This is a genomic window from Enterobacter sp. 22452 (assembly GCF_052045065.1).
In the GTDB taxonomy this organism is placed as follows: Bacteria; Pseudomonadota; Gammaproteobacteria; order Enterobacterales; family Enterobacteriaceae; genus Enterobacter; species Enterobacter mori.
On the sequence record NZ_JBQEOB010000001.1, the window covers coordinates 687,514 to 713,161 of the forward strand.

The following is a 25,648-nucleotide window of genomic DNA, read 5'->3' on the forward strand; positions in this document are numbered from 1 at the left end:
GATAAGCACAGGATAAGCATGCTCGATCCCAATCTGCTGCGTAATGAGCCAGACGCAGTCGCTGAAAAACTGGCACGCCGGGGCTTTAAGCTGGATGTAGATAAGCTGCGCGCTCTTGAAGAGCGTCGTAAAGTTCTGCAGGTACAAACTGAAAATCTGCAGGCAGAGCGTAATTCTCGATCGAAATCCATCGGCCAGGCGAAAGCGCGCGGGGAAGATATTGAGCCATTACGCCTGGAAGTGAACAAACTGGGTGAAGAGCTGGATCAGGCGAAAGCTGAACTGGACGTTCTTCAGACCGAAATTCGTGATATCGCCCTGGCTATCCCGAACATTCCTGACGACAGCGTGCCTGTCGGTAAAGATGAAAACGACAACGTTGAAGTGAAACGCTGGGGCACGCCTCGCGAGTTCGACTTCGAGGTTCGCGATCACGTGACGCTGGGCGAAATGCATGCGGGCCTGGACTTTGCGGCGGCGGTTAAGCTGACCGGTTCTCGCTTCGTGGTGATGAAAGGTCAGATTGCTCATCTGCACCGTGCGCTGGCACAGTTCATGCTGGATCTGCACACTGAACAGCATGGTTACAGCGAAACCTACGTTCCGTATCTGGTTAACCACGATACGCTGTACGGTACGGGTCAGCTGCCGAAATTTGCCGGCGATCTGTTCCACACCCGTCCGCTGGACGAGGAAGCAGACAGCAGCAACTATGCGCTGATCCCAACCGCGGAAGTGCCGCTGACTAACCTCGTGCGTGATGAAATCATCGACGAAGACGACCTGCCAATCAAACTCACTGCACACTCTCCGTGCTTCCGTTCTGAAGCAGGATCTTACGGTCGCGACACGCGCGGTCTGATCCGTATGCACCAGTTCGACAAAGTTGAAATGGTGCAGATCGTCCGTCCGGAAGAGTCTATGGACGCGCTGGAAGAGATGACCGGCCACGCTGAGAAAGTGCTGGAGCTGCTGGGTCTGCCGTACCGCCGTATGGCGCTGTGCACCGGCGACATGGGCTTTGGTGCCTGCAAAACCTTCGACCTGGAAGTCTGGGTACCAGCGCAGAACACTTACCGTGAAATCTCCTCTTGCTCTAACGTCTGGGATTTCCAGGCGCGCCGCATGCAGGCTCGCTGCCGCAGCAAGTCCGACAAGAAAACCCGTCTGGTGCACACTCTGAACGGTTCTGGTCTGGCTGTGGGTCGTACGCTGGTTGCCGTGCTGGAAAACTATCAGCAGGCAGACGGACGTATTGAGATCCCGGAAGTGCTGCGTCCCTACATGAAGGGCCAGCAGTTCATCGGCTAATAATATGTCTTAAAACAAGAAAGCGCCTCAGGGCGCTTTTTTTATGACTGCTAATTGATACGACTCAATAACCTCTCCCTCTAAAGTAGTAATACTCCTCCGAATGAAAGTCAGCATAAAAAGCTGATAACGAAGAAATTCGTTCTATATAAAACTATATAGCGGTCTGTGCCGCCTCTCTTTTCTTTGTGAGCAACCAAAGTGAGTCTTTATGAAAATCAAAGCGCCTGAAGCGTTAATGGCTGCCGAGGTCACTCGCCGTGGGTTGATGAAAACCACGGCAATTGGCGGCCTGGCTGTAGCCAGCAGCGCCTTCACGCTCCCTTTTACCCGACTAGCATCGGCGACGGATGCATTATCCCCAGCCTCAGCCCCGGAAAAAGTGGTGTGGAGTGCATGTACCGTTAACTGCGGTAGCCGTTGTCCACTGCGCATGCATGTGGTGGATGGTGAAATTAAATATGTCGAAACCGATAACACCGGGGACGATAACTATGAAGGGTTACATCAGGTTCGCGCCTGCCTGCGCGGGCGCTCCATGCGTCGCCGCGTCTATAACCCGGATCGTCTTAAATACCCGATGAAGCGTGTCGGTAAGCGTGGGGAAGGGAAGTTCGAGCGCATTAGCTGGGACGAAGCCTACGATATTATCGCGACCAACATGCAGCGTCTGATCAAAGAGTATGGCAATGAGTCCATCTACCTGAACTACGGCACCGGGACGCTCGGCGGCACGCTGACTCGCTCCTGGCCGCCGGGAAAAACGCTGGTCGCACGCCTGATGAACTGCTGCGGTGGTTATCTTAATCACTATGGTGACTACTCTTCTGCGCAGATCGCTGCTGGCCTGAACTACACCTACGGTGGCTGGGCGGACGGCAACAGCCCGTCCGATATCGAAAACAGTAAGCTGGTCGTCCTGTTCGGTAACAACCCGGGTGAAACGCGTATGAGCGGCGGCGGGGTGACTTACTACCTGGAACAGGCCCGCGCCAAATCCAATGCCCGCATGATCATCATCGATCCGCGCTACACCGACACTGGTGCCGGACGTGAAGACGAGTGGATCCCAATCCGTCCGGGTACCGATGCGGCGCTGGTCTCAGCGCTGGCATGGGTGATGATCACCGAAAACCTCGTCGATCAGCCTTTCCTGGATAAATACTGCGTCGGCTATGACGAGAAAACGCTGCCCGCCAGCGCGCCTGCGAATGGCCACTATAAGGCGTATATTCTCGGACAGGGCAGCGACGGCGTGGCGAAAACGCCAGAGTGGGCGTCCACCATCACCGGGATACCGGCTGAGCGTATTGTTCAGCTGGCGCGCGAGATTGGCTCAGCCAAACCGGCCTACATCAGCCAGGGCTGGGGGCCGCAGCGTCACGCCAATGGCGAAATCGCGACCCGTGCCATCTCCATGCTCTCTATTTTGACCGGCAACGTCGGTGTTCACGGCGGGAATACCGGCGCCCGTGAAGGCTCGTATTCGCTGCCGTTTGAACGCATGCCGACGCTGGACAACCCCGTGCAGACCAGCATCTCCATGTTTATGTGGACGGATGCAATCGAACGTGGTCCTGAGATGACCGCGCTGCGCGACGGGGTGCGTGGCAAAGACAAGCTGGATGTGCCAATCAAGATGATCTGGAACTATGCCGGCAACTGTCTTATCAACCAGCACTCCGAAATCAACCGTACCCATGAAATCCTGCAGGATGACAAGAAGTGCGAAATGATTGTGGTGATTGACTGCCACATGACATCGTCGGCGAAATATGCCGATATCCTGCTGCCGGACTGTACCGCGTCAGAGCAGATGGATTTCGCCCTGGATGCTTCCTGCGGCAACATGTCCTACGTGATCTTTACCGACCAGGCCATTAAACCGCGCTTCGAGTGCAAAACCATCTATGAGATGACTTCTGAGCTGGCGAAGCGTCTTGGCGTAGAGCAGCAGTTTACCGAGGGGAGGACGCAGGAAGGGTGGATGCGCCATCTGCACGAGCTCTCTCGTAACGCTATCCCTGACCTGCCGGACTTCGACACCTTCCGCAAGCAGGGGATGTATAAACAGCGCGATCCGGAAGGGCATCACGTGGCGTACAAAGCCTTCCGCAAAGACCCGCAGGCTAACCCGCTGACCACACCGTCGGGCAAAATCGAAATTTACTCCGAAGAGCTGGCAAAAATTGCCTCCACCTGGGAGCTACCGGAAGGGGATGTCATCGATCCACTGCCAATCTACACGCCGGGTTTCGAAAACTACAACGATCCGCTTACCGCGAAATTCCCGCTGCAGCTGACCGGTTTCCATTACAAGGCCCGCGTCCACTCAACCTACGGTAACGTCGATGTGCTGAAAGCCGCGTGCCGCCAGGAGATGTGGATCAACCCGATGGATGCCAAAGCACGTGGAATCAACAATGGTGACCGCGTACGCATCTTCAATGGTCGTGGTGAGGTACATATCGAAGCCAAAGTCACTCCGCGCATGATGCCTGGCGTTGTCGCGCTGGGAGAGGGGGCCTGGTATAACCCGGATGCAAACCGCATTGACCAGGCGGGCAGTATTAACGTACTGACCACACAGCGGCCGTCGCCACTGGCGAAGGGCAACCCGTCCCACACGAACCTTGTTCAGGTTGAAAAGGTGTAAGGAGTAACCGATGACAACCCAGTATGGATTTTTTATTGATTCCAGCCGCTGCACAGGGTGTAAAACCTGCGAGCTGGCCTGCAAAGATTACAAAGACCTGACGCCGGACGTGAGCTTCCGCCGTATTTACGAATACGCCGGTGGCGACTGGCAGGAAGATAACGGCGTCTGGCATCAGAACGTCTTTGCCTACTACCTGTCAATTGCCTGCAACCACTGCGAAGATCCGGCTTGTACCAAAGTCTGTCCGAGCGGTGCGATGCACAAGCGTGAAGACGGCTTTGTGGTGGTGGACGAAGATGTCTGCATCGGCTGCCGCTATTGCCACATGGCGTGTCCGTACGGTGCGCCGCAGTACAACGAAGCAAAAGGCCATATGACCAAGTGCGACGGCTGCCACTCCCGCGTGGCCGACGGTAAAAAACCGATCTGCGTGGAATCCTGCCCGCTGCGCGCGCTGGACTTTGGCCCGATTGAAGAGCTGCGTAAAAAACATGGCCAGCTTGCTGCCGTTGCGCCGCTGCCGTCCGCGCACTTCACGAAGCCAAGCATTGTGATTAAACCTAATGCCAACAGCCGTCCTACAGGTGATACCACCGGCTATCTGGCAAACCCGAAGGAGGTGTGAGATGGGAAGTGGATGGCATGAATGGCCGCTGATGATCTTCACGGTCTTTGGGCAGTGTGTTGCGGGTGGCTTTATTGTGCTCGCGCTGGCGCTGTTGAAGGGTAATCTCAACGCTGAACAGCAGCAGCGTCTGGTGCTGAGCATGTTTGGCCTGTGGGTACTGATGGGGCTTGGCTTTATCGCTTCTACGCTGCACCTCGGTTCACCAATGCGCGCGTTCAACTCTCTTAACCGCGTAGGCGCATCGTCCCTCAGTAACGAGATTGCCAGTGGGGCGATTTTCTTTGCTGTCGGCGGGCTGGGCTGGCTGCTGGCCGCGCTGAAGAAATTGCCTGCGGCGCTGCGTAGCCTGTGGCTGATTGTGACGATGGTGCTGGGCGTGGTGTTCGTGTGGATGATGGTGCGTGTCTATAACACCATCGATACTGTCCCAACCTGGTACAGCGTCTGGACACCGATGAGCTTCTTCCTGACGATGTTTATTGGCGGGCCGCTGCTGGGCTACCTGCTGCTGCGCGTGGCGGGTGTGGATGGCTGGGCAATGCGTTTGCTGCCTGCCGTTTCGCTACTGGCTTTGGTCGTGAGCGCTGTGGTTGCTCTGATGCAAGGGGCGGAGCTGGCAACGATTCACAGTTCGATTCAGCAGGCATCTGCCCTGGTCCCGGATTACGGTTCTCTGATGGCCTGGCGCATCGTTCTGCTGGCCGCGGCGCTGGTATTCTGGATCGCCCCTCAGCTTAAAGGTTATCAGCCCGCGCTGCCGCTGCTGTCACTGGCCTTTGTGCTGGTACTGGCGGGTGAACTGATTGGCCGCGGTGTGTTCTACGGGTTGCATATGACCGTTGGTATGGCTATCGCCAGTTAGCGTTGTATTTAGTTCTATCAAGTCGGGCCCGAGCGCCCGGCTTTTCTTTTTTCAATCATGAAATTTTTCGACTGTCGTTTTGTTTTAATTTCGGGCATTAATAAATAAAAACAGAGACATAATTAATATCTATAGCAGGCGTGGCATTAGCAGGATAAGTTTTTTAAATCGACAGGGATCATATTGTGCGTGGCGCTTAAATCAGTGGATTGACTTTGTTTTTGCCAGTGGCATGATGCGCACGAAATCTGAACTTCCTCACGGTTTTTAATCCATGACCACCTATACCCGGCCAGTGCTTCTGTTGCTCTGTGGCCTGCTTCTGTTGACCCTGGCGATCGCAGTGTTAAATACGCTCGTCCCGCTGTGGCTCGCCCATGAAAACTTACCGACCTGGCAGGTGGGCATGGTCAGCTCGTCCTTTTTTACCGGGAACCTGCTGGGCACATTATTAACCGGTAGCCTGATTAAGCGTTTTGGCTTTAATCGCAGCTATTATCTGGCTTCGCTGATTTTTGCCGCCGGATGTGCCGGGCTGGGACTGATGGTTGGTTTCTGGAGCTGGATGGCATGGCGCTTTATCGCTGGCGTAGGCTGCGCGATGATTTGGGTGGTGGTTGAAAGTGCGCTGATGTGCAGCGGCACATCACGTAACCGCGGACGCCTGCTGGCGGCCTATATGATGGTTTACTACGTCGGCACCGTGCTGGGACAACTGATGGTCAGCAAGCTGCCAACCGACCTGATGAGCGTTCTGCCGTGGGTTACGGGCATGGTGCTCGCCGCAATCCTGCCGCTGCTGTTTACGCGCATTGTGAACCAGAACAGCGAGCATCAGGAAGCGACCCACATCTGGCCGATGCTGAGGCTGCGTCATGCGCGCCTGGGGATTAACGGCTGTATTATTTCCGGGATTGTGCTGGGTTCACTCTATGGCCTGATGCCGCTCTACCTGAATCATCAGGGCGTGAGCGATTCCGGAATAGGGTTCTGGATGGCGGTGATGGTCAGCGCCGGGATTGTAGGGCAGTGGCCTATTGGTCGTTTGGCTGACCGCTTTGGTCGCCTGCTGGTGCTGCGCGTTCAGGTCTTCGTGGTGATCATGGGATGCCTTGCGATGCTCAGCAATGCCGCCATGGCACCGGCCCTGTTTATACTTGGGGCTGCGGGCTTTACGCTCTATCCTGTTGCGATGGCCTGGGCCTGTGAGAAAGTTGAACATCACCAGCTGGTGGCGATGAACCAGGCGTTGTTACTGAGCTATACCATCGGCAGTTTATTAGGGCCGACGTTTACCGCGATGCTGATGCAGAATTATTCCGATAACCTGCTGTTTATCATGATCGCCAGCGTATCGTTTATTTATCTCTTAATGCTGCTGCGCAAAGCGGGCGAGCACCCAACGCCAGTGGCACATGCCTGATTAAATAAAAGCCTGTCGATGACAGGCTTTTTTGTCCCCATCACAACTAAGAGTTTTACTTATTGTGTGTTTATCTCACCAGGCGATAATTCACAGGAGTCCTACCACAATAAGGCAGCCATCATGTCTATTCGTCGTTTTTCCACTACTGCGCTTGCCGTAGTATTGTCTTTAACGTTTGCAACCGCTCCGGTCATGGCTAATCCTGGAAATGGGAATGGCGGTGGTCACGGAAACGGTGGCGGACAAGGTAATAGCGGCAATCATGGCAACGGGAATTCTGGTGACCATGGTAATAAGCAAAATAACGGTAAGGATAATCCGGGAAAATCGGATAAGAGCTTCAAAAACAGCAAAGATGTCAGTAATGATGTCGACGTTCGCGTGAGCTTCGATCATGCCCGCCATCTGGCACTGAATTACGGCTTAACGGGCTATGATTCTCTGCCTCCGGGGATCGCAAAAAACCTGGCGCGCGGTAAACCACTGCCTCCGGGCATTGCGAAGAAAACTGTGCCAGCGTCTATGCTGGGCCAACTTCCTTCTTATCCGGGCTATGAATGGCGGGTGGTGGGGGATGACCTGGTCTTAATCGCATTGAGTACCGCGATTGTGACCTCCGTTATTAACGGCGTCTTCAAATAGAATATAGAAAAGGCCCGGTTTACCGGGCCTTTTGTTTAATACATCACCTTGTGGCCGTACTGTTCAAGAATACCTTTGACGCGTTCCATGGTCTCTTTTTTCGGCGGCTTCACGCCATCAAGCTTATATTCTTCACCCATCGCCACCCATTTGTGTTTACCGAGTTCGTGATAGGGCAGAAGCTCAATTTTCTCCACGTTGCCCATATCACGGGTAAATTCGCCCAGACGGTGCGCGGAATCATCATCATCTGACCAGCCCGGCACGACCACATAGCGGATCCAGGTTTTGATTCCTTTGTCGGCAATGTATTTGGCAAATTCCAGCGTACGATGGTTGGAGACGCCAACCAGGTTCTGGTGGATCTCATCATTCATCTGTTTGAGATCGAGCATGACCAGATCGGTCACTTCGAGCAGTTCATCAATAACCGGATCGTAGCGGCGTACAAAGCCATTGGTGTCGAGACAGGTATGGATGCCTTCCTTGCGGCAGGCACGGAACCAGTCGCGGACAAATTCAGCCTGCAGGATGGCCTCGCCGCCGGACGCGGTGACACCGCCGCCGGACGCGTTCATAAAGTGGCGGTAGGTCACCACCTCTTTCATCAGATCTTCAACGGTGACTTCTTTACCGCCATGCGTATCCCAGGTGTCACGGTTATGGCAGTACAGGCAGCGCATCAGGCAGCCCTGGAAAAAGGTGATAAAGCGGATGCCCGGGCCATCGACGGTGCCACAGGATTCAAAGGAGTGAATGCGACCAATAATTGACATTGCGGTGATATCTCCAGCATCGGCCCGTCCGGGGCCTGTGTATGCACAGCTCAAAACCGGCTGTGTTAAGTCTGTTTTGGCTGTTATCCATTAAGTATAGATAGCGGACAAAAGAGACTGAGATGGAGAGGGTGCTAAAAAGGCCCCACTGACGTGGAGCCTTTATTGTACGCTTTTTAACGCGTGATTTCAGTCAATTCCAGTTAGATGGACTGAGTGAAAGTACGGGTGATAACGTCCTGCTGCTGTTCTTTAGTCAGGGAGTTAAAACGTACTGCGTAGCCAGATACGCGGATGGTCAGCTGAGGATATTTCTCAGGGTGTTCCATCGCGTCGAGCAGCATTTCACGGTTCATTACGTTCACGTTCAGGTGCTGACCACCTTCGATGGACGCTTCGTGGTGGAAGTAACCATCCATCAGACCCGCGAGGTTAGTTTTACGCACTTCGTCGTCTTTACCCAGCGCGTTTGGCACGATAGAGAAGGTATAAGAGATACCATCTTTCGCGTAAGCAAACGGCAGTTTAGCAACGGAGGTCAGAGAGGCAACTGCACCTTTCTGGTCACGACCGTGCATTGGGTTAGCACCTGGGCCGAATGGCGCGCCAGCACGGCGACCGTCTGGGGTGTTACCGGTTTTCTTACCATACACAACGTTAGAGGTGATGGTCAGAACAGACTGAGTCGGGATAGCGTTACGGTAAGTCGTCAGTTTCTGAATTTTCTTCATGAAACGTTCTACCAGGTCAACCGCCATGTCATCAACGCGAGAGTCGTTGTTACCAAACTGCGGGTATTCACCTTCGATTTCGAAGTCTACAGCCAGGCCGTCTTCGTCACGAATTGGTTTAACTTTCGCATATTTGATTGCAGACAGGGAGTCAGCTGCAACGGACAGACCCGCGATACCACATGCCATAGTGCGAACCACGTCACGGTCGTGCAGCGCCATCAGAGAGGCTTCGTAGCTGTACTTGTCGTGCATGTAGTGGATAACGTTCAGCGCAGTGACGTACTGTTTAGCCAGCCAGTCCATGAAGTGATCCATACGATCCATCACTTCGTCGAAGTTCAGAACGTCGCCTTTGATCGGCTCAGACTTAGGACCAACCTGCATTTTCAGTTTTTCATCAACGCCGCCGTTGATTGCGTACAGCATGGTTTTCGCCAGGTTTGCACGCGCACCGAAGAACTGCATTTGTTTACCAACAACCATTGGGCTTACGCAGCAAGCGATAGCGTAATCGTCGTTGTTGAAGTCCGGACGCATCAGGTCATCGTTCTCGTACTGCAGAGAAGAGGTATCGATAGACACTTTAGCGGCGAATTTCTTGAAGTTCAGAGGCAGTTTTTCAGACCACAGAACGGTGATGTTCGGCTCCGGAGAAGGACCCATGGTGTACAGGGTATTCAGGAAGCGGAAGCTGTTTTTGGTTACCAGAGTACGGCCGTCAACGCCCATACCACCGATTGATTCTGTTGCCCAGATTGGGTCACCAGAGAACAGTTCATCGTATTCAGGGGTACGCAGGAAGCGAACCATACGCAGTTTCATGACCAGGTGGTCAATCATTTCCTGAGCGTCTTGCTCGGTGATTTTGCCTGCTTTGATATCACGTTCGATGTACGCATCCAGGAAGGTGGATACGCGACCGAAGGACATTGCTGCACCGTTCTGAGACTTAACCGCGGCCAGGTAGCCGAAGTAGGTCCACTGGATAGCTTCCTGAGCGTTGGTAGCAGGACCAGAGATATCGCAGCCATATTTAGCCGCCATCTCTTTGATCTGACCCAGTGCACGGTGCTGTTCAGCGATTTCTTCACGCAGACGGATAGTCGCTTCCAGGTTTACGCCGTTTTCCAGGTCAGACTGCAGGGAAACGAACTGTGCGTATTTGTCTTTCAGCAGGAAGTCGATACCGTACAGCGCAACGCGACGGTAGTCACCGATGATACGGCCACGGCCATACGCATCTGGCAGACCGGTCAGAACGCCAGATTTACGGCAGTTCAGAATGTCTTTGGTGTAAACATCGAATACACCCTGGTTGTGGGTTTTGCGGTATTCGGTGAAGATTTTTTTCAGCATTGGGTCCAGCTCGCGGTTATACGCTTTGCAGGAACCTTCAACCATTTTGATGCCACCGAACGGGATGATTGCGCGTTTCAGTGGTGCTTCAGTCTGCAGACCAACGATTTTCTCAAGGGCTTTGTTGATGTAGCCAGCATCGTGAGAAGTGATGGTGGATGCAACGGAGGTGTCAAAATCAACTGGCGCGTGAGTGCGGTTTTCCAGTTTAACGCCTTCCATTACGCTGTCCCACAGCTTGGTGGTCGCGTCAGTTGCGCCAGCCAGGAAGGATTCGTCACCTTCATACGGGGTATAGTTTTTCTGAATGAAGTCACGTACGTTTACTTCATTCTGCCAGTCACCTTTCGCAAAACCTTCCCAGGCTGTGGCTAACTTTTCATTAAGCTCGGACATGTAACACCTACCTTCTTAAGTGGATTTTTTATTTACTGCCTGAGACAACCATTAATGATGGTCGTCGCCACGCAGGTAAATGACCCAGTATGTCAACCCAACTAACAGACCCCCACCGATAATGTTCCCGATAGTGACAGGGATCAGGTTATCAGTAATGAAGTTCATGATAGTCAGGTGAGAGAAACTTTCCGGATTTGAACCAACTGCGGTCCAGAACTCCGGGCTCGCAAAGTTGCGGATAACAATCCCCATTGGGATCATAAACATATTCGCAATACTGTGCTCGAAGCCGCTCGCAACAAACATCGCAACCGGTAGAACCATAATCATGGCTTTGTCCATCAGGCTACGACCCGAGTAGCTCATCCAGACGGCCAGGCAGACCATCAGGTTTGCGAGGATGCCGAGAGCAACAGCTTCGATAAATGTATGGTGCATTTTGTGGTCAGCGGTTTGCAGGACGTTAAGCCCCCAACCACCGTTGGCGGTCATGTACTCGCCAGAGAGCCACATCAACAGAACAAAGAGCAGACAGCCAATCAGGTTACCAACATAGACGTTTAGCCAGTTGCGTGCCAGTTGACCCCAGGTAATTCTTCCGCTGGCTTTCGCCACAACAATCAGCACCGTAGAGGTGAAGAGGTCGGCGCCGCAGATGACGCAAAGAATCAGACCCAGTGAGAAGCAAATGCCGCCAATCAGTTTGGCCATGCCGAAAGGCATCCCGGCAGTACCGGTGGTGGCAGTGATGTAGAAGACGAAAGCGATTGAGATGAACACACCGGCCGTGATCGCCAGATAGAACGTCTTCATCGGGTGTTTCGTTGCTTTATAGACACCCGCTTCTTCGGCAACTTTGGCCATTGCAGCTGGGAGTAAAAGATCAAAAGGGTTGTCAGCTTTCACACTAACTCTCTCTTTATTAAGTCGGCGACGAGATACTAACAAAGCATTATAGAAGAGAAATTGATATAGATCATATCTCGCCTGGCTTATAGGCCCGCAGTGTGTATGGATTTACAGCGAATGCGGAGTAAGTATTTGATTATCCGTATAAAAATAAATTTTAAAAGTTATGAAAAGAGTTGAATTTTTTCGTTAGGCCTCCTGTAAAACAGTTAATTAAAATGGAGTATTTACCACAAAAAGTAACAGTCCAGCCTGGGTAAGTATTATTATATTTACCCGTAATTAACTTAATTATTACAATCAAACGTCATTACCGAAAAAATAAAAAAAAGGGGCAATGAAATTGCCCCGTAATATAGCCCAGACGATTGGATACGCCTACATCTGGTAATGTTATGTGCGCTTATTTTGACCAGTAAGCGGCTTTTGCCTTCTGTAATTTTTCATACGCTTTCAGCAGCGACTGATGCGCCGGGAAGGCTTTCAGATCGCTATCAACAGCCTGCAGGCCATAGAACGGCTCTTCGCCGCTCAGCGCCGCGCTGGCTGCTTCGACGGCATCTGCACCGTACATACGAACAAAGGCATTCAAGTACTGCAGAGGTTCACGGTCCTCTTCCTGAGCGAGCAGCAACAGCGTCTGAAGACAGCGGTAGTAGTTGGTGCGCTCGGCTGAGAAGACGGACTGGTTGAATTCCATTGTCCACTCGGTCCAGGCCAGGGCCTGATCCAGATCGCCACCCGCAAGAGCCAGCATCGCTTTCAGCTCACCAATACGCAGGGTGTACCAGCCGTTGTCTTTACCGGTCGCCAGACCCAGCAGTTCACGCACGCGGGTGAAGTCATCGTGGCCTTCTTCGTCCAGTTGGGCGATCAGGTTCAGATAATCTTCTTTCTCCCACTCGCTGCCCGGCAGAGCCAGCAGCGTTTCGCGCAGGTGCGCGCCCATGCTGTTATTCGCCAGCCACAGATCTTCAGCCGGGTAGATGTCGGACATGCCAGGAACGATAATGCGGCACGCGTAGACGCCCAGATGTTCGTAGTCAGCAATATAGACGTCCTGGTCTTCCGCTTTGAAGATTGCCATCAGCGTGGCGAACTCTTCTTCCGTGGTACCGGCAAAACTCCAGTCCACGAACGGATAATCTGCATCCTGCTTAAACATGTCCCAGGAGATCAAACCGCTGGAGTCGATGAAGTGGGTTTCGAGGTTGGTATGCTCGGCCACTTCTTCATCGTCAAAGGTTGGCGGGGTGAACACGTCGAGATCTTTCAGGCTACGGCCCTGCAGCAGCTCGGTGACGGTACGCTCCAGCGCCACGCCGAAGTCCGGGTGCGCGCCGAATGAGGCGAAGCAGGTGCCGTTGGTTGGGTTAAACAGCACGACGCAGATAACGGGATATTTGCCGCCCAGCGAGCCGTCATAGGCAAAGATTGGGAAACCTTCTGCTTCCAGCTTAGCGATGGATTCCACCACGCCCGGATAGCGCGCCAGCACGTCGGCCGGAATTTCAGGCAGGCTAATGGATTCGGCGATGATGCGGTTTTTGATGTGACGTTCGAAGACTTCAGACAGACCCTGAACGCGCGCTTCATTGCGGGTGTTACCAGCGGACATACCGTTAGATACATACAGGTTGCCGACGATGTTCATCGGGATGTAAACGGTCTTTTCGTCAGACTGGCGGGTAAACGGCAGGGCGCAGATACCGCGCTCCTCGTTACCGGACTGCAGATCGATCAGCATGCTGGCAGTCAGTTCGTTATCTGGATCGTAGAACGCACGCAGGCGCGCGTCGAGAATGCCTTCCGGCAGTTCGTCGTCTTCAGTCAGCGGGAACCATTTTTCGTTCGGATAGTGAACGAACGGGCCGTTAGCGATGGTTTCGCCCAGCCAGAAGTCAGCGAAGAAATAGTTGGTGGACAGACGCTCAAAATACTCACCCAGCGCAGAGGCCAGTGCCGCTTTTTTTGTCGCGCCTTTACCGTTGGTAAAGCACAGGGCACAGTCTTTATCGCGAATATGCACGGACCAGACATGCGGCACCGGATTAAGCCAGGAGGCTTCTTCGATGTTAAAACCCAGGTCGGTCAGTTTCTGCTGGAAGCGAGCGATGGAATCTTCCAGAGCGGCGTCTTTGCCGGGGATAAACGTTTGAGTCATGGCGTTCACTTTTATCGTACGTAAAGCGCGCAATGATACGGGTTTTGCGTGACGGGTGCTATCTTCGGCGAAAATAAAAGGCTGGGCTATGCTTAGTGGCAGTAACTGACTGTTAAGGCATAGAAAAATGAAAGCATTTGATCTCCAGCGGATGGCGTTTGATAAAGTTCCTCCTGAGTTTTTGGGCGAAGTGGCGCTGCGCAGCCTGTATACCTTCGTACTCGTCTTCCTGTTTCTTAAAATCACTGGCCGTCGCGGCGTGCGGCAGATGTCGCTCTTTGAAGTGTTGATCATCCTGACGCTGGGGTCAGCGGCGGGGGACGTCGCCTTTTATGACGATGTGCCTATGGTGCCGGTGTTTATCGTTTTTGTCTCACTGGCGCTACTTTACCGTCTTGTGATGTGGCTGATGTCGAAAAGCGAAAAGCTGGAAGATCTGCTTGAAGGGAAGCCGGTCGTTATCGTCGAGGACGGACAGTTGGCCTGGGAAAACGTGCAAAGCGCCAATATGACCGAGTTTGAGTTCTTTATGGAGCTACGCCTGAACAGCGTTGAACAGCTCGGGCAGGTGCGGCTGGCGATCATGGAAACCAACGGGCAGATCAGCGTCTATTACTATTCTGACGACGAGGTGAAGCCGGGACTGTGTATCCTGCCGGATATGCTGATTGAGCGTTTCAGAACGGTACCTGAAGCGGGCGAATATGCCTGCGTGAGATGCAGCCACGTAGTTGCGATGCTGCCGGGGGATCGTCAACTATGCCCTCGCTGTGCAAATCCGGAATGGACGAAGGTTAGCCGGGCTAAACGCATCACCTGACAGCCATTTTGTCGGTTTTGTCTTAGCGAGGCGGCAGATTGTTTTGTGTGACGCAGGACACATTTCACGGGTCATAAGTTTTAGACATTGCGGCGCGTGTCACTGAATGATAAAACCGATATCCACAGTTATAACTTATGGCTTTTAGCGTGGTGAGGGGAAATGGCTCAAGTCTTTAATTTCAGTTCAGGTCCGGCGATGTTACCGGCAGACGTGCTTAAACAGGCTCAACAGGAACTTTGTGACTGGAATGGTCTCGGTACGTCGGTGATGGAAATCAGCCACCGGGGTAAAGAGTTTATTCAGGTGGCGGAAGAGGCAGAAAAGGATTTTCGCGATCTGCTGAATATCCCCTCGAACTACAAAGTATTGTTCTGTCACGGCGGTGGACGTGGTCAGTTTGCGGGCATTCCACTCAACCTGCTGGGTGACAAAACCACCGCTGATTACGTTGATGCGGGCTACTGGGCGGCCAGTGCGGTAAAAGAAGCGCACAAATACTGCACGCCGAATGTTATCGATGCCAAAGTGACCGTTGACGGTCTGCGTGCCGTAACGCCGATGAGTGAGTGGAAACTTTCCCGTGATGCGGCTTATCTGCACTACTGCCCGAACGAAACCATCGACGGCATCGCTATCCACGAAGAGCCAAACTTTGGTGATAACGTGGTGGTTACCGCGGATCTCTCTTCGACCATCCTTTCCACGCCGCTGGATGTCAGCCGTTATGGTGTGATTTACGCTGGCGCACAGAAAAATATCGGTCCTGCTGGTCTGACGATTGTTATCGTACGTGAAGACCTGCTGGGTAAAGCGCATAAATCCTGCCCGTCGATTCTCGATTACACCGTCCTGAACGATAACGATTCCATGTTCAACACCCCACCAACGTTTGCCTGGTATCTTTCCGGCCTGGTCTTCAAATGGCTGAAGCACAACGGCGGTGTGGCGCAGATGGACAAAATTAATCAGCAGAAAGCCGAACTGCTGTATGGCGTGATCGACAAAAGCGATTTCTACCGCAACGATGTGGCCATCGCTAACCGTTCCCGCATGAACGTGCCGTTCCAGCTGGCCGACAGCAACCTGGATAAAGCCTTCCTGGATGAGTCCTTCGCTGCGGGTCTGCACGCGCTGAAAGGCCACCGTGTGGTGGGCGGCATGCGTGCCTCCATCTACAACGCTATGCCGCTTGAAGGCGTCAAAGCGCTGACCGATTTCATGATCGACTTCGAACGTCGTCACGGTTAATTTGCTGTTATTCACCCCCGCAGTATCCCTGCGGGGTTTTTATTATGTTGAGTTGAGAGTTTAGTTTTCATGGAATCCCTGACGTTACAACCTATCGCGCGGGTAGATGGCACCATCAATCTGCCTGGTTCAAAAAGTGTCTCGAACCGCGCTCTGCTGCTGGCAGCTCTGGCAAACGGCACCACCGTCCTCACAAATCTGCTGGACAGTGATGACGTGCGCCATATGCTCAATGCACTGAAAGCGTTGGGCGTTCATTACACTCTCTCTGACGATCGTACCCGTTGTGAAGTAACCGGCAACGGCGGCGCATTACGTTCCGCTGAAGAGCTTGAGCTGTTTCTGGGTAACGCGGGTACTGCAATGCGTCCGCTGGCGGCAGCCCTGTGTCTGGGCAGCAACAATATTGTGCTGACCGGCGAACCGCGTATGAAAGAGCGTCCGATTGGCCATCTGGTCGATGCCTTACGCCAGGGCGGCGCGCAGATTGACTATCTGGAGCAGGAAAACTATCCACCACTGCGTCTGCGCGGTGGTTTTACCGGCGGTAACGTTGAGGTGGACGGCAGCGTTTCCAGCCAGTTCCTGACGGCACTGCTGATGACCGCGCCGCTGGCACCGCAGGATACGGTGATCGCGATTAAAGGCGATCTGGTTTCTAAACCGTACATTGATATCACGCTGCACCTGATGAAAACCTTCGGCGTTGAGGTGGAAAACCAGTCTTATCAGCGCTTCGTGGTGCGCGGGGCACAGCAGTACCAGTCTCCGGGCAACTACCTGGTTGAAGGGGATGCATCATCCGCGTCCTACTTCCTGGCCGCGGGTGCGATTAAAGGCGGCACGGTAAAAGTGACCGGCATTGGGCGCAACAGCGTGCAGGGCGACATCCGTTTCGCTGACGTACTGGAAAAAATGGGCGCGGTTGTTACCTGGGGCGATGACTTTATCTCCTGTACCCACGGCGAGCTGAATGCCATCGACATGGACATGAACCATATCCCGGATGCGGCGATGACCATCGCCACGGCGGCGCTGTTTGCCAAAGGCACTACCACGCTGCGTAATATCTACAACTGGCGCGTAAAAGAGACGGACCGCCTGTTCGCGATGGCGACCGAGCTGCGTAAGGTCGGCGCAGAGGTGGAAGAGGGCGAAGACTACATTCGCGTGACCCCGCCGGCAAAACTGCAGTTTGCGGAAATCGGCACCTATAACGATCACCGTATGGCGATGTGCTTCTCGCTGGTGGCGCTGTCCGACACGCCTGTGACCATTCTTGATCCGAAATGTACGGCGAAAACGTTCCCGGACTACTTCGAGCAGCTGGCGCGCATTAGCACGCTGGCCTGATACCCTCATGCCGCATCCTCCGATGCGGCATTTCCTTACGCTTCCTGACGAACACTCCCGCTCATTTCTTCTACACTCTGCTTCTATCATTCTGTAATTTGCACGCAAAGGTAACAGTTGCGCACGTTGGCGCGTATAATGCGCGGCGTTCATGTAAACGGTATGCCTTATTTAAGGAGAAAAAGATGACGGCACTTGCCCCGGTAATCACCATTGATGGGCCTAGTGGCGCAGGGAAAGGTACTCTGTGCAAAGCGATGGCAGAAGCATTGCAATGGCATCTTTTAGATTCGGGAGCAATCTATCGCGTGCTGGCTCTGGCTGCGCTGCATCACCATGTGGATGTCGCCTCTGAAGAAGCGCTGGTACCGCTGGCTGCGCATCTGGATGTGCGTTTTGTTTCGACTGATGGCAACCTTGAAGTGATCCTGGAAGGAGAGGACGTCAGCGGGGAAATTCGTACTCAGGAAGTCGCTAACGCGGCCTCCCAGGTCGCGGCCTTCCCGCGCGTTCGCGAAGCCTTGCTGCGCCGCCAGCGTGGTTTCCGTGAAGCCCCGGGTCTGATCGCTGACGGACGTGATATGGGAACGGTGGTATTCCCTGATGCGCCAGTGAAAATTTTCCTCGACGCCTCTTCGGAAGAACGTGCGCAACGCCGCATGCTTCAGTTGCAGGAAAAGGGGTTTAGTGTTAACTTTGATCGCCTTTTATCCGAGATAAAAGAGCGCGATGACCGCGATCGTAACCGCGCCGTTGCCCCACTTGTTCCTGCAGAAGATGCATTAGTGCTGGATTCAACCAGTTTAACTATTGAGCAAGTGATTGAAAAAGCGCTACAATATGCGCGCCAGAAACTGGCACTCGCGTAATCGCGACCGATTTAGTAGTACCCCCGCTGCAATGGATTGACGGCGGGTATGTGAAACAACCCCATCCGGCACGGAGCCAGGTGGACGTTATCTTAACCTGAAGATTAAACATGACTGAATCTTTTGCTCAACTATTTGAAGAATCCTTAAAAACAATCGAAACCCGTCCGGGTTCCATCGTTCGTGGTGTTGTTGTTGCTATCGACAAAGACGTAGTACTGGTTGACGCCGGTCTGAAATCTGAGTCCGCCATTCCGGCAGAGCAGTTCAAAAACGCCCAGGGCGAGCTGGAAATCCAGGTCGGTGACGAAGTTGACGTTGCTCTGGATGCAGTGGAAGACGGCTTCGGTGAAACCCTGCTGTCCCGTGAGAAAGCTAAGCGTCACGAAGCTTGGATCACGCTGGAAAAAGCTTACGAAGAAGCTGAAACTGTGGTCGGTGTTATCAACGGCAAAGTTAAAGGCGGCTTCACTGTTGAGCTGAATGGTATTCGTGCGTTCCTGCCAGGTTCACTGGTAGACGTTCGTCCAGTCCGTGACACCCTGCACCTCGAAGGCAAAGAGCTTGAGTTCAAAGTAATCAAGCTGGACCAGAAGCGTAACAACGTTGTTGTATCCCGTCGTGCCGTTATCGAATCCGAAAACAGCGCAGAACGCGATCAGCTGCTGGAAAACCTGCAGGAAGGCATGGAAGTCAAAGGTATCGTTAAGAACCTCACTGACTACGGCGCATTCGTTGACCTGGGCGGCGTTGATGGCCTGCTGCACATCACCGACATGGCGTGGAAACGCGTTAAGCACCCAAGCGAAATCGTGAACGTTGGCGACGAAATCACTGTTAAAGTGCTGAAGTTCGACCGTGAACGTACTCGTGTATCCCTCGGCCTGAAACAGCTGGGCGAAGATCCATGGGTCGCTATCGCTAAGCGTTACCCAGAAGGTACTAAACTGACTGGTCGCGTTACCAACCTGACTGACTACGGCTGCTTCGTTGAAATCGAAGAAGGCGTTGAAGGCCTGGTGCACGTTTCCGAAATGGACTGGACCAACAAAAACATCCACCCATCCAAAGTTGTTAACGTTGGTGATGTAGTGGAAGTGATGGTTCTGGATATCGACGAAGAACGTCGTCGTATCTCCCTGGGCCTGAAACAGTGCAAAAACAACCCATGGCAGCAGTTCGCGGAAACCCACAACAAGGGCGACCGTGTTGAAGGTAAAATCAAGTCTATCACTGACTTCGGTATCTTCATCGGCCTGGACGGCGGCATCGATGGCCTGGTTCACCTGTCTGACATCTCCTGGAACGTTGCAGGCGAAGAAGCAGTACGTGAATACAAAAAAGGCGACGAAATCGCTGCAGTTGTTCTGCAGGTTGACGCAGAGCGTGAGCGTATCTCCCTGGGCGTTAAACAGCTCGCAGAAGATCCGTTCAACAACTGGGTTGCACTGAACAAGAAAGGCGCAATCGTAAACGGTAAAGTGACTGCAGTTGACGCTAAAGGCGCAACCGTAGAACTGGCTGACGGCGTTGAAGGTTACCTGCGCGCTTCCGAAGCTTCACGTGACCGCGTTGAAGATGCCACTCTGGTTCTGAGCGTTGGCGACGACGTTGAAGCTAAGTTCACCGGTGTTGACCGTAAGAACCGCGCAATCAGCCTGTCTGTTCGTGCTAAAGACGAAGCTGATGAGAAAGATGCAATCGCAACTGTTAACAAACAGGAAGATGCAAACTTCTCTAACAACGCAATGGCTGAAGCTTTCAAAGCAGCTAAAGGCGAGTAATATCAAGTTCTCACCATCATTTGAGCTGTAACGCATTTACAGCGAGAAGGATGAGGAGCAGACTTGACAGATTGCAGGATTCGTCCTGTAATCAATAACAAAGGGCGGCTACGGCCGCCCTTGTTTAATGAGCTGTCCAGCTAATTGGTTTGAAAGGAACCGGAGGAATCATGACCAAGTCAGAATTGATTGAAAGACTTGCCAGTCAGCAACCGCACATCCCTGCAAAGGCTGTGGAAGATGCTGTTAAAGAGATGCTGGAGCATATGGCCACCACTCTTGCCCAGGGCGAGCGCATTGAAATCCGCGGTTTCGGTAGTTTTTCTCTGCACTATCGTGCTCCACGTACCGGGCGTAACCCGAAGACTGGCGATAAAGTTGAGCTGGAAGGCAAGTACGTTCCGCACTTTAAGCCGGGTAAAGAACTGCGCGATCGCGCCAATATTTACGGCAACTGAGTTTTGGCCATAATGGCTAAACTGGGTTTAAAAGAAAGCACCTGCGGGTGCTTTTTTTGTGCCTCTCGTCTGCATTTTTGAATACGTCACGCATTTCCATTCTGACTTTTCTGCAAACCGCTAAAAACGTTGCAGCGCCCGCCGTAACGCCCCTTTTTCCTGTCTGACGACACGCTATTCTCACGGCATACTGCCCGAAACAGGGAGGTATAAATGGAGATCCACATTGTCAGTGTTTGCGCCATTCTGGCCATTATTCCGCTCTATTGGTTACCTGTTTTACCGGAGCCAGAGAGCGTCTGGATGATGATTGCCGCAGGGATCGCGTTAGCCGCGCAGCAAAGAAGATGGCTAACGTTCTCAGGCATCGGGTTGCTCTTTTTTTGCTGGGGCGTATTAGCGGCGCAGGAGAGCGTTTGGCCTTTGAATCATCTCACGACAGGACCGCAGCAGGCGGAGGTGGTCATTACAGCAACCGACGGCGCAACAATGCATCAGGGAAACATTGTCAGTCTCAACAGAAAACGCTGGTGGGGCGTCACTGGGGTGACGCTGTTTGGCAATTATCTGCCCCAAAAAGTGTGTGCCGGTCAACGGTGGTCCATGGTGCTGCATCTTAGAGCGGTACATGGTGAATTAAACGACGGTGGCTACGATTCGCAGAAAAATGCTTTTACCCGACATCAAACGCTGAGCGGGCGTTTTACGCATGCTGAGGTTGTTGACGCACGCTGTAGCCTGCGTTCACGGTATCTGAGCTCACTGCAAAACGCACTCACAGCATACCAGTGGGGGCCGGTGATCCTTGGGCTGGGGATGGGGGAGCGCCTGAATGTACCGCGTGAGATAAAAAATCTCATGCGCGAGACAGGAACAATACACCTGATGGCGATTTCGGGTCTGCACATCGCGCTGGCTGCGTCTATCGTCTGGTTACTGGCAAGAGGGTTGCAATATTTCCTGCCGGGCCACGCTATCCATTGGCAGTTTCCCATGCTTGCAGGTCTGTGCTTTGCGGCTTTTTATGCATGGTTAACGGGGATGCAACCGCCCGCCATGCGCACGGTGGTCTCTCTCATGGTGGTGGCTGCGCTGCGGATTAGCGGCCGTCAATGGTCTCCCTGGCAGGTCTGGTTAGCCTGCGTGGCGGCAATTCTGATTTTTGACCCTGTGGCTGTTCTGTCACAAAGTTTTGCGTTGTCGGCGTTTGCGGTCTCGGCATTAATTTTTTGGTACCAATGGCTACCGCTTCCGAACGGGCGCTGGATCCGCCGAATAAAACCTCTGGCAAATCTCATTCATCTGCAAACAGGGATGCTGTGCCTGCTGCTTCCGTTGCAGGTGCTGATTTTTCATGGTTTCAGCCTGTCTTCATTCCTCGCGAATCTGTTTGCTGTTCCGCTGGTCACGTTTATTTCCGTGCCGCTGATCCTTCTCGGTATGCTGCTCCATCTTTTTCCGCTGGCGTTACTGGAGAACGCTGTCTGGTATGCGGCCGATAAGTCTCTGGCAGGGTTATTCGGGTTGCTGACTCGTTTGCCAGACGGCTGGCTAGATGTTGATGAACGTTGGCAATACCTGACGCTGCTACCCTGGCTTGCCATTATCGGCTGGCGTTTTCGAAGCTGGAAAGTTCTACCGGCTGTATGTCTGACAGCCAGTATTATGCTCGCACTTCCTTTGTGGCGAACGGACAAAACTGACAGCTGGACGCTGCACATGCTGGATGTCGGGCAGGGGCTGGCAATGGTGGTTGAACGTCAGGGGAGGGCTATTTTATACGATACCGGGCTGGCCTGGCCGGGGGGCGATAGCGGGCAGCAGTTGATCATTCCATGGTTACGCTGGCATCACCTGAAGCCAGAAGGGGTGATCCTGAGTCATGAGCATCTCGACCACGCGGGAGGGCTGGCATCGCTGCAAAAAGCCTGGCCCGAAATGTGGGTGAGGAGTCCGCTGCACCAGGATGGGCATCTTCCTTGTTTTCGAGGGCAGCGATGGCAGTGGCAGGGGCTAACGTTCAGCGTCCACTGGCCGCCTGAAGAAGGGCACGCCAAAGGGAACAACCGCTCCTGCGTGGTTAAAATCGACGACGGTGAGCAGAGCATCCTGCTGACCGGGGATATTGAAGCACAGGCTGAAATGGCAATGCTGAGCCACCGCTGGCGCAATCTTGCGTCTACACTCATTCAGGTACCTCACCACGGCAGCAACACCTCGTCTTCTATGCCGTTGGTGCAGCGTGCCGAAGGGAAAATAGCGCTGGCCTCTGCAGCCCGCTATAACGCGTGGCATTTTCCATCCGCGAAAGTAATGCGGCGCTACGGGAAAGAGGGATATACCTGGCTAGACACCCCTCATTCTGGACAAATATCGGTGACATTTTCGCAACATAACAGGCAGATCCGACGCCTGCGTGAGCACAATTTACCGCGTTGGTATCATCAGTGGTTTGGCGCGCCCGTAGATAACGGGTAGAATATGCGGCTATTTCAACAAATGCTGGTTTTTTGAATGCATAACGACAAAGATCTCTCCACGTGGCAAACGTTCCGCCGACTCTGGCCGATGATTGCCCCTTTCAAAGCAGGCTTGATCGTGGCGGGCGTAGCGTTAATCCTCAACGCAGCCAGCGATACTTTTATGCTATCGCTCCTCAAACCGTTACTGGATGACGGTTTTGGTAAAACGGATCGCTCAGTGCTGCTATGGATGCCGCTGGTGGTTATTGGGCTGATGATCTTACGCGGTATTTCCAGCTATATCTCCAGCTACTGTATCTCCTGGGTATCAGGAAAAGTGGTAATGTCCATGCGTCGCCGACTCTTCGGTCACATGATGGGCATGCCGGTCTCATTCTTTGATAAACAGTCTACGGGCACGCTGCTGTCACGTATTACCTACGATTCAGAGCAGGTGGCATCATCGTCCTCCAGCGCGCTGATTACCGTGGTTCGTGAAGGCGCATCGATCATCGGCCTGTTTATCATGATGTTCTATTACAGCTGGCAGCTGTCGCTCATCCTGATTGTGCTGGCACCGGTTGTCTCCATCGCTATCCGCGTTGTCTCAAAGCGTTTCCGCAATATCAGCAAGAATATGCAGAATACGATGGGGCAGGTCACGACCAGCGCTGAACAGATGCTGAAAGGGCACAAAGAAGTGTTGATCTTTGGTGGTCAGGAGGTTGAAACCAAGCGCTTTGATAAGGTCAGCAATAAAATGCGTCTGCAGGGAATGAAAATGGTGTCGGCTTCCTCTATCTCCGATCCTATCATTCAGCTGATTGCCTCGCTGGCACTGGCATTTGTTCTGTATGCAGCGAGCTTCCCGAGCGTAATGGAGACCCTGACTGCAGGGACGATCACCGTAGTGTTCTCGTCCATGATTGCGCTGATGCGTCCGCTGAAATCCCTGACCAACGTGAACGCGCAGTTCCAGCGCGGGATGGCAGCATGCCAGACGTTGTTCAGCATTCTGGATTCCGAGCAGGAAAAAGATGAAGGTACGCGCGTGATTGAGCGTGCAAACGGAGACGTTGAATTCCGCAACGTGACCTTTACCTATCCAGGCCGCGAAGTGGCTGCACTGCGTAATATCAACCTGACGATTCCAGCAGGTAAAACCGTTGCACTGGTGGGCCGTTCCGGCTCGGGTAAATCAACCATTGCCAGCCTGATTACGCGCTTCTACGACATCGATGAAGGCGAAATCCTGTTAGATGGCCATGACCTGCGGGAGTATACCCTGCAGTCGCTGCGTAACCAGGTTGCACTGGTTTCTCAGAACGTGCATCTGTTCAACGACACGGTTGCCAACAACATCGCCTATGCGCGTACTGAAGAGTACAGCCGCGAGCAGATCGAGAATGCCGCACGCATGGCGTATGCGATGGACTTCATCAACAAGATGGATAACGGTCTGGATACCATCATTGGTGAAAACGGCGTGCTCCTTTCCGGTGGTCAGCGTCAGCGTATCGCCATTGCGCGTGCGCTGCTGCGCGACAGCCCAATCCTGATTCTGGATGAAGCGACGTCCGCGCTGGATACTGAATCTGAACGCGCTATTCAGTCAGCGCTGGACGAACTGCAGAAGAACCGTACCTCTCTGGTGATTGCGCACCGTCTGTCGACTATCGAACAGGCTGATGAAATAGTGGTTGTTGAAGATGGCGTGATTGTCGAGCGGGGTAGCCATGCCGATCTGCTCGCCCACCGTGGCGTCTACGCTCAGCTTCATAAGATGCAGTTCGGTCAACAATGATTGCACGCATCTGGTCCGGTGAATCACCGCTGTGGCGACTGCTTCTGCCGCTCTCCTGGCTCTATGGCCTGGTGAGCGGTGCCATTCGTCTGATGTACCGCCTGGGGCTGAAGCGCGCCTGGCGCGCACCGGTTCCGGTTGTGGTGGTCGGTAACCTGACCGCTGGTGGGAACGGCAAAACGCCGGTGGTGATCTGGCTGGTGGAGCAGTTGCAAAAACGCGGTATACGCCCAGGGGTTGTATCGCGCGGCTACGGTGGTAAAGCGACGCACTATCCGCTTCTGCTTACGGCTGATACAACAACGGCCGAAGCGGGTGATGAACCTGTCCTGATCTATCAGCGGACAGGTGTGCCGGTTGCGGTCTCACCGGTGCGCAGCGACGCCGTTCAGGCGCTTCTTGCCGGGCACGCTGCGGACATCATTATCACCGACGATGGCCTTCAGCATTACGCGCTGGCGCGTGATAAAGAGATTGTGGTTATCGACGGCGTGCGCCGTTTTGGCAACGGCTGGTGGCTGCCTGCCGGCCCGATGCGTGAACGCGCGTCGCGTCTTCAGTCCGTTGATGCGGTCATTGTTAACGGTGGCCAGGCTAAGCCAAGGGAAATCCCTATGCATCTTCAGCCTGGCATGGCGGTTAACCTGTTAACGGGCGAGCGTAAGGCGGTTGAACAACTGCCTGCACTGGTGGCGATGGCGGGTATTGGTCACCCTCCGCGCTTCTTCGCGACGCTGGAGCAGTGTGGTGCCCGGCTAGAAAAACGCGTTCCCCTGGCCGACCACCAGGCGCTGGAGGAAGGTCAGGTAGATGCCCTGACCGTACCCGGACAGTCGCTGATCATGACCGAAAAAGATGCGGTGAAATGCCGTGCCTTTGCGAAAGAAAACTGGTGGTATCTGCCGGTTGACGCTGAACTCAGCGGCGAGCAGCCGGAACACTTGCTCAAGGAACTGATTGCGTTGGTGCGATAAACGCTTA

Annotated in this window: 19 protein-coding genes; 15 read left to right on the plus strand and 4 right to left on the minus strand. The window is 53.5% G+C overall.

Features of this window, described 5'->3' with window-relative positions; genetic code table 11:
* Positions 1-18: 18 nt before the first annotated feature.
* The 6 genes from serS to ACTJJA_RS03330 all read left to right on the plus strand — a co-directional run bounded on the left by serS (position 19) and on the right by ACTJJA_RS03330 (position 7,528).
* Positions 19-1,311 (plus strand): serine--tRNA ligase, encoded by a 1,293-nt coding sequence (gene serS / locus ACTJJA_RS03305; RefSeq protein WP_010429208.1) that lies wholly within the window; start codon positions 19-21, stop codon positions 1,309-1,311.
* Positions 1,312-1,522: 211 nt separating this feature from the next.
* Positions 1,523-3,967: a dimethylsulfoxide reductase subunit A gene (gene dmsA, locus ACTJJA_RS03310; protein ID WP_440666180.1), complete on the plus strand. Its 2,445-nt coding sequence runs from the start codon at positions 1,523-1,525 to the stop codon at positions 3,965-3,967.
* Between the two features lie 10 nt (positions 3,968-3,977).
* The gene (gene dmsB, locus ACTJJA_RS03315; protein ID WP_089597769.1) at positions 3,978-4,595 is read left to right on the plus strand and encodes a dimethylsulfoxide reductase iron-sulfur subunit DmsB; all 618 of its coding nucleotides are present in this window, start codon (positions 3,978-3,980) and stop codon (positions 4,593-4,595) included.
* Between the two features lies 1 nt (position 4,596).
* A complete protein-coding gene (locus ACTJJA_RS03320; RefSeq protein ID WP_440666182.1) occupies positions 4,597-5,460 on the plus strand; it encodes a dimethyl sulfoxide reductase anchor subunit family protein in 864 nt (287 codons plus the stop codon).
* Positions 5,461-5,734: 274 nt separating this feature from the next.
* Positions 5,735-6,883 carry an MFS transporter gene (locus ACTJJA_RS03325; protein ID WP_010429220.1) on the plus strand — a complete coding sequence of 383 codons (1,149 nt, stop codon included), beginning with the start codon at positions 5,735-5,737 and terminating at the stop codon, positions 6,881-6,883.
* A 123-nt stretch (positions 6,884-7,006) separates the two neighbouring features.
* Complete coding sequence (locus ACTJJA_RS03330; protein WP_120158466.1) at positions 7,007-7,528, plus strand: anti-virulence regulator CigR family protein; 522 nt, start codon at positions 7,007-7,009, stop codon at positions 7,526-7,528.
* Between the two features lie 35 nt (positions 7,529-7,563).
* Here the strand turns inward: ACTJJA_RS03330 and pflA are convergent, their stop codons facing one another.
* The 4 genes from pflA to ycaO form a co-directional block, all read right to left on the minus strand.
* Positions 7,564-8,304 carry a pyruvate formate lyase 1-activating protein gene (gene pflA / locus ACTJJA_RS03335; protein WP_010429226.1) on the minus strand — a complete coding sequence of 247 codons (741 nt, stop codon included), beginning with the start codon at positions 8,302-8,304 and terminating at the stop codon, positions 7,564-7,566.
* A gap of 203 nt (positions 8,305-8,507) precedes the next feature.
* The gene (gene pflB, locus ACTJJA_RS03340; protein WP_089597765.1) at positions 8,508-10,790 is read right to left on the minus strand and encodes a formate C-acetyltransferase; all 2,283 of its coding nucleotides are present in this window, start codon (positions 10,788-10,790) and stop codon (positions 8,508-8,510) included.
* Between the two features lie 51 nt (positions 10,791-10,841).
* The gene (focA, locus tag ACTJJA_RS03345) at positions 10,842-11,699 is read right to left on the minus strand and encodes a formate transporter FocA (protein ID WP_126543592.1); all 858 of its coding nucleotides are present in this window, start codon (positions 11,697-11,699) and stop codon (positions 10,842-10,844) included.
* 406 nt (positions 11,700-12,105) lie between these two features.
* Positions 12,106-13,866, minus strand: coding sequence for a 30S ribosomal protein S12 methylthiotransferase accessory factor YcaO (gene ycaO / locus ACTJJA_RS03350; protein WP_440666185.1), 1,761 nt, complete (start codon positions 13,864-13,866; stop codon positions 12,106-12,108).
* A gap of 127 nt (positions 13,867-13,993) precedes the next feature.
* On the opposite strand from ycaO, the gene ACTJJA_RS03355 reads away from it, so the two are divergent.
* The 9 genes from ACTJJA_RS03355 (at position 13,994) to lpxK (ending at position 25,641) form a co-directional block, all read left to right on the plus strand.
* A complete protein-coding gene (locus tag ACTJJA_RS03355; RefSeq protein WP_421511921.1) occupies positions 13,994-14,686 on the plus strand; it encodes a DUF421 domain-containing protein in 693 nt (230 codons plus the stop codon).
* Positions 14,687-14,848: 162 nt separating this feature from the next.
* Positions 14,849-15,937 (plus strand): 3-phosphoserine/phosphohydroxythreonine transaminase, encoded by a 1,089-nt coding sequence (serC, locus tag ACTJJA_RS03360; protein WP_440666187.1) that lies wholly within the window; start codon positions 14,849-14,851, stop codon positions 15,935-15,937.
* Positions 15,938-16,006: 69 nt separating this feature from the next.
* On the plus strand, positions 16,007-17,290 hold the full coding sequence (aroA, locus tag ACTJJA_RS03365) for a 3-phosphoshikimate 1-carboxyvinyltransferase (RefSeq protein WP_010429243.1): 1,284 nt from the start codon (positions 16,007-16,009) through the stop codon (positions 17,288-17,290).
* 185 nt (positions 17,291-17,475) lie between these two features.
* The gene (cmk, locus tag ACTJJA_RS03370; RefSeq protein ID WP_010429248.1) at positions 17,476-18,159 is read left to right on the plus strand and encodes a (d)CMP kinase; all 684 of its coding nucleotides are present in this window, start codon (positions 17,476-17,478) and stop codon (positions 18,157-18,159) included.
* A gap of 110 nt (positions 18,160-18,269) precedes the next feature.
* Complete coding sequence (gene rpsA / locus ACTJJA_RS03375; protein WP_010429251.1) at positions 18,270-19,943, plus strand: 30S ribosomal protein S1; 1,674 nt, start codon at positions 18,270-18,272, stop codon at positions 19,941-19,943.
* Positions 19,944-20,113: 170 nt separating this feature from the next.
* Positions 20,114-20,401 (plus strand): integration host factor subunit beta, encoded by a 288-nt coding sequence (ihfB, locus tag ACTJJA_RS03380; RefSeq protein WP_003858233.1) that lies wholly within the window; start codon positions 20,114-20,116, stop codon positions 20,399-20,401.
* Positions 20,402-20,614: 213 nt separating this feature from the next.
* A complete protein-coding gene (locus ACTJJA_RS03385; RefSeq protein WP_440666190.1) occupies positions 20,615-22,879 on the plus strand; it encodes a ComEC family protein in 2,265 nt (754 codons plus the stop codon).
* Positions 22,880-22,915: 36 nt separating this feature from the next.
* Positions 22,916-24,667, plus strand: coding sequence for a lipid A ABC transporter ATP-binding protein/permease MsbA (gene msbA / locus ACTJJA_RS03390; protein WP_089598356.1), 1,752 nt, complete (start codon positions 22,916-22,918; stop codon positions 24,665-24,667).
* Entirely contained in the window at positions 24,664-25,641 is a 978-nt protein-coding gene (gene lpxK / locus ACTJJA_RS03395) for a tetraacyldisaccharide 4'-kinase (RefSeq protein WP_440666193.1), read from the plus strand. The genes msbA and lpxK overlap by 4 nt, the downstream gene beginning before the upstream one ends.
* The last annotated feature ends 7 nt before the right edge of the window (positions 25,642-25,648 follow it).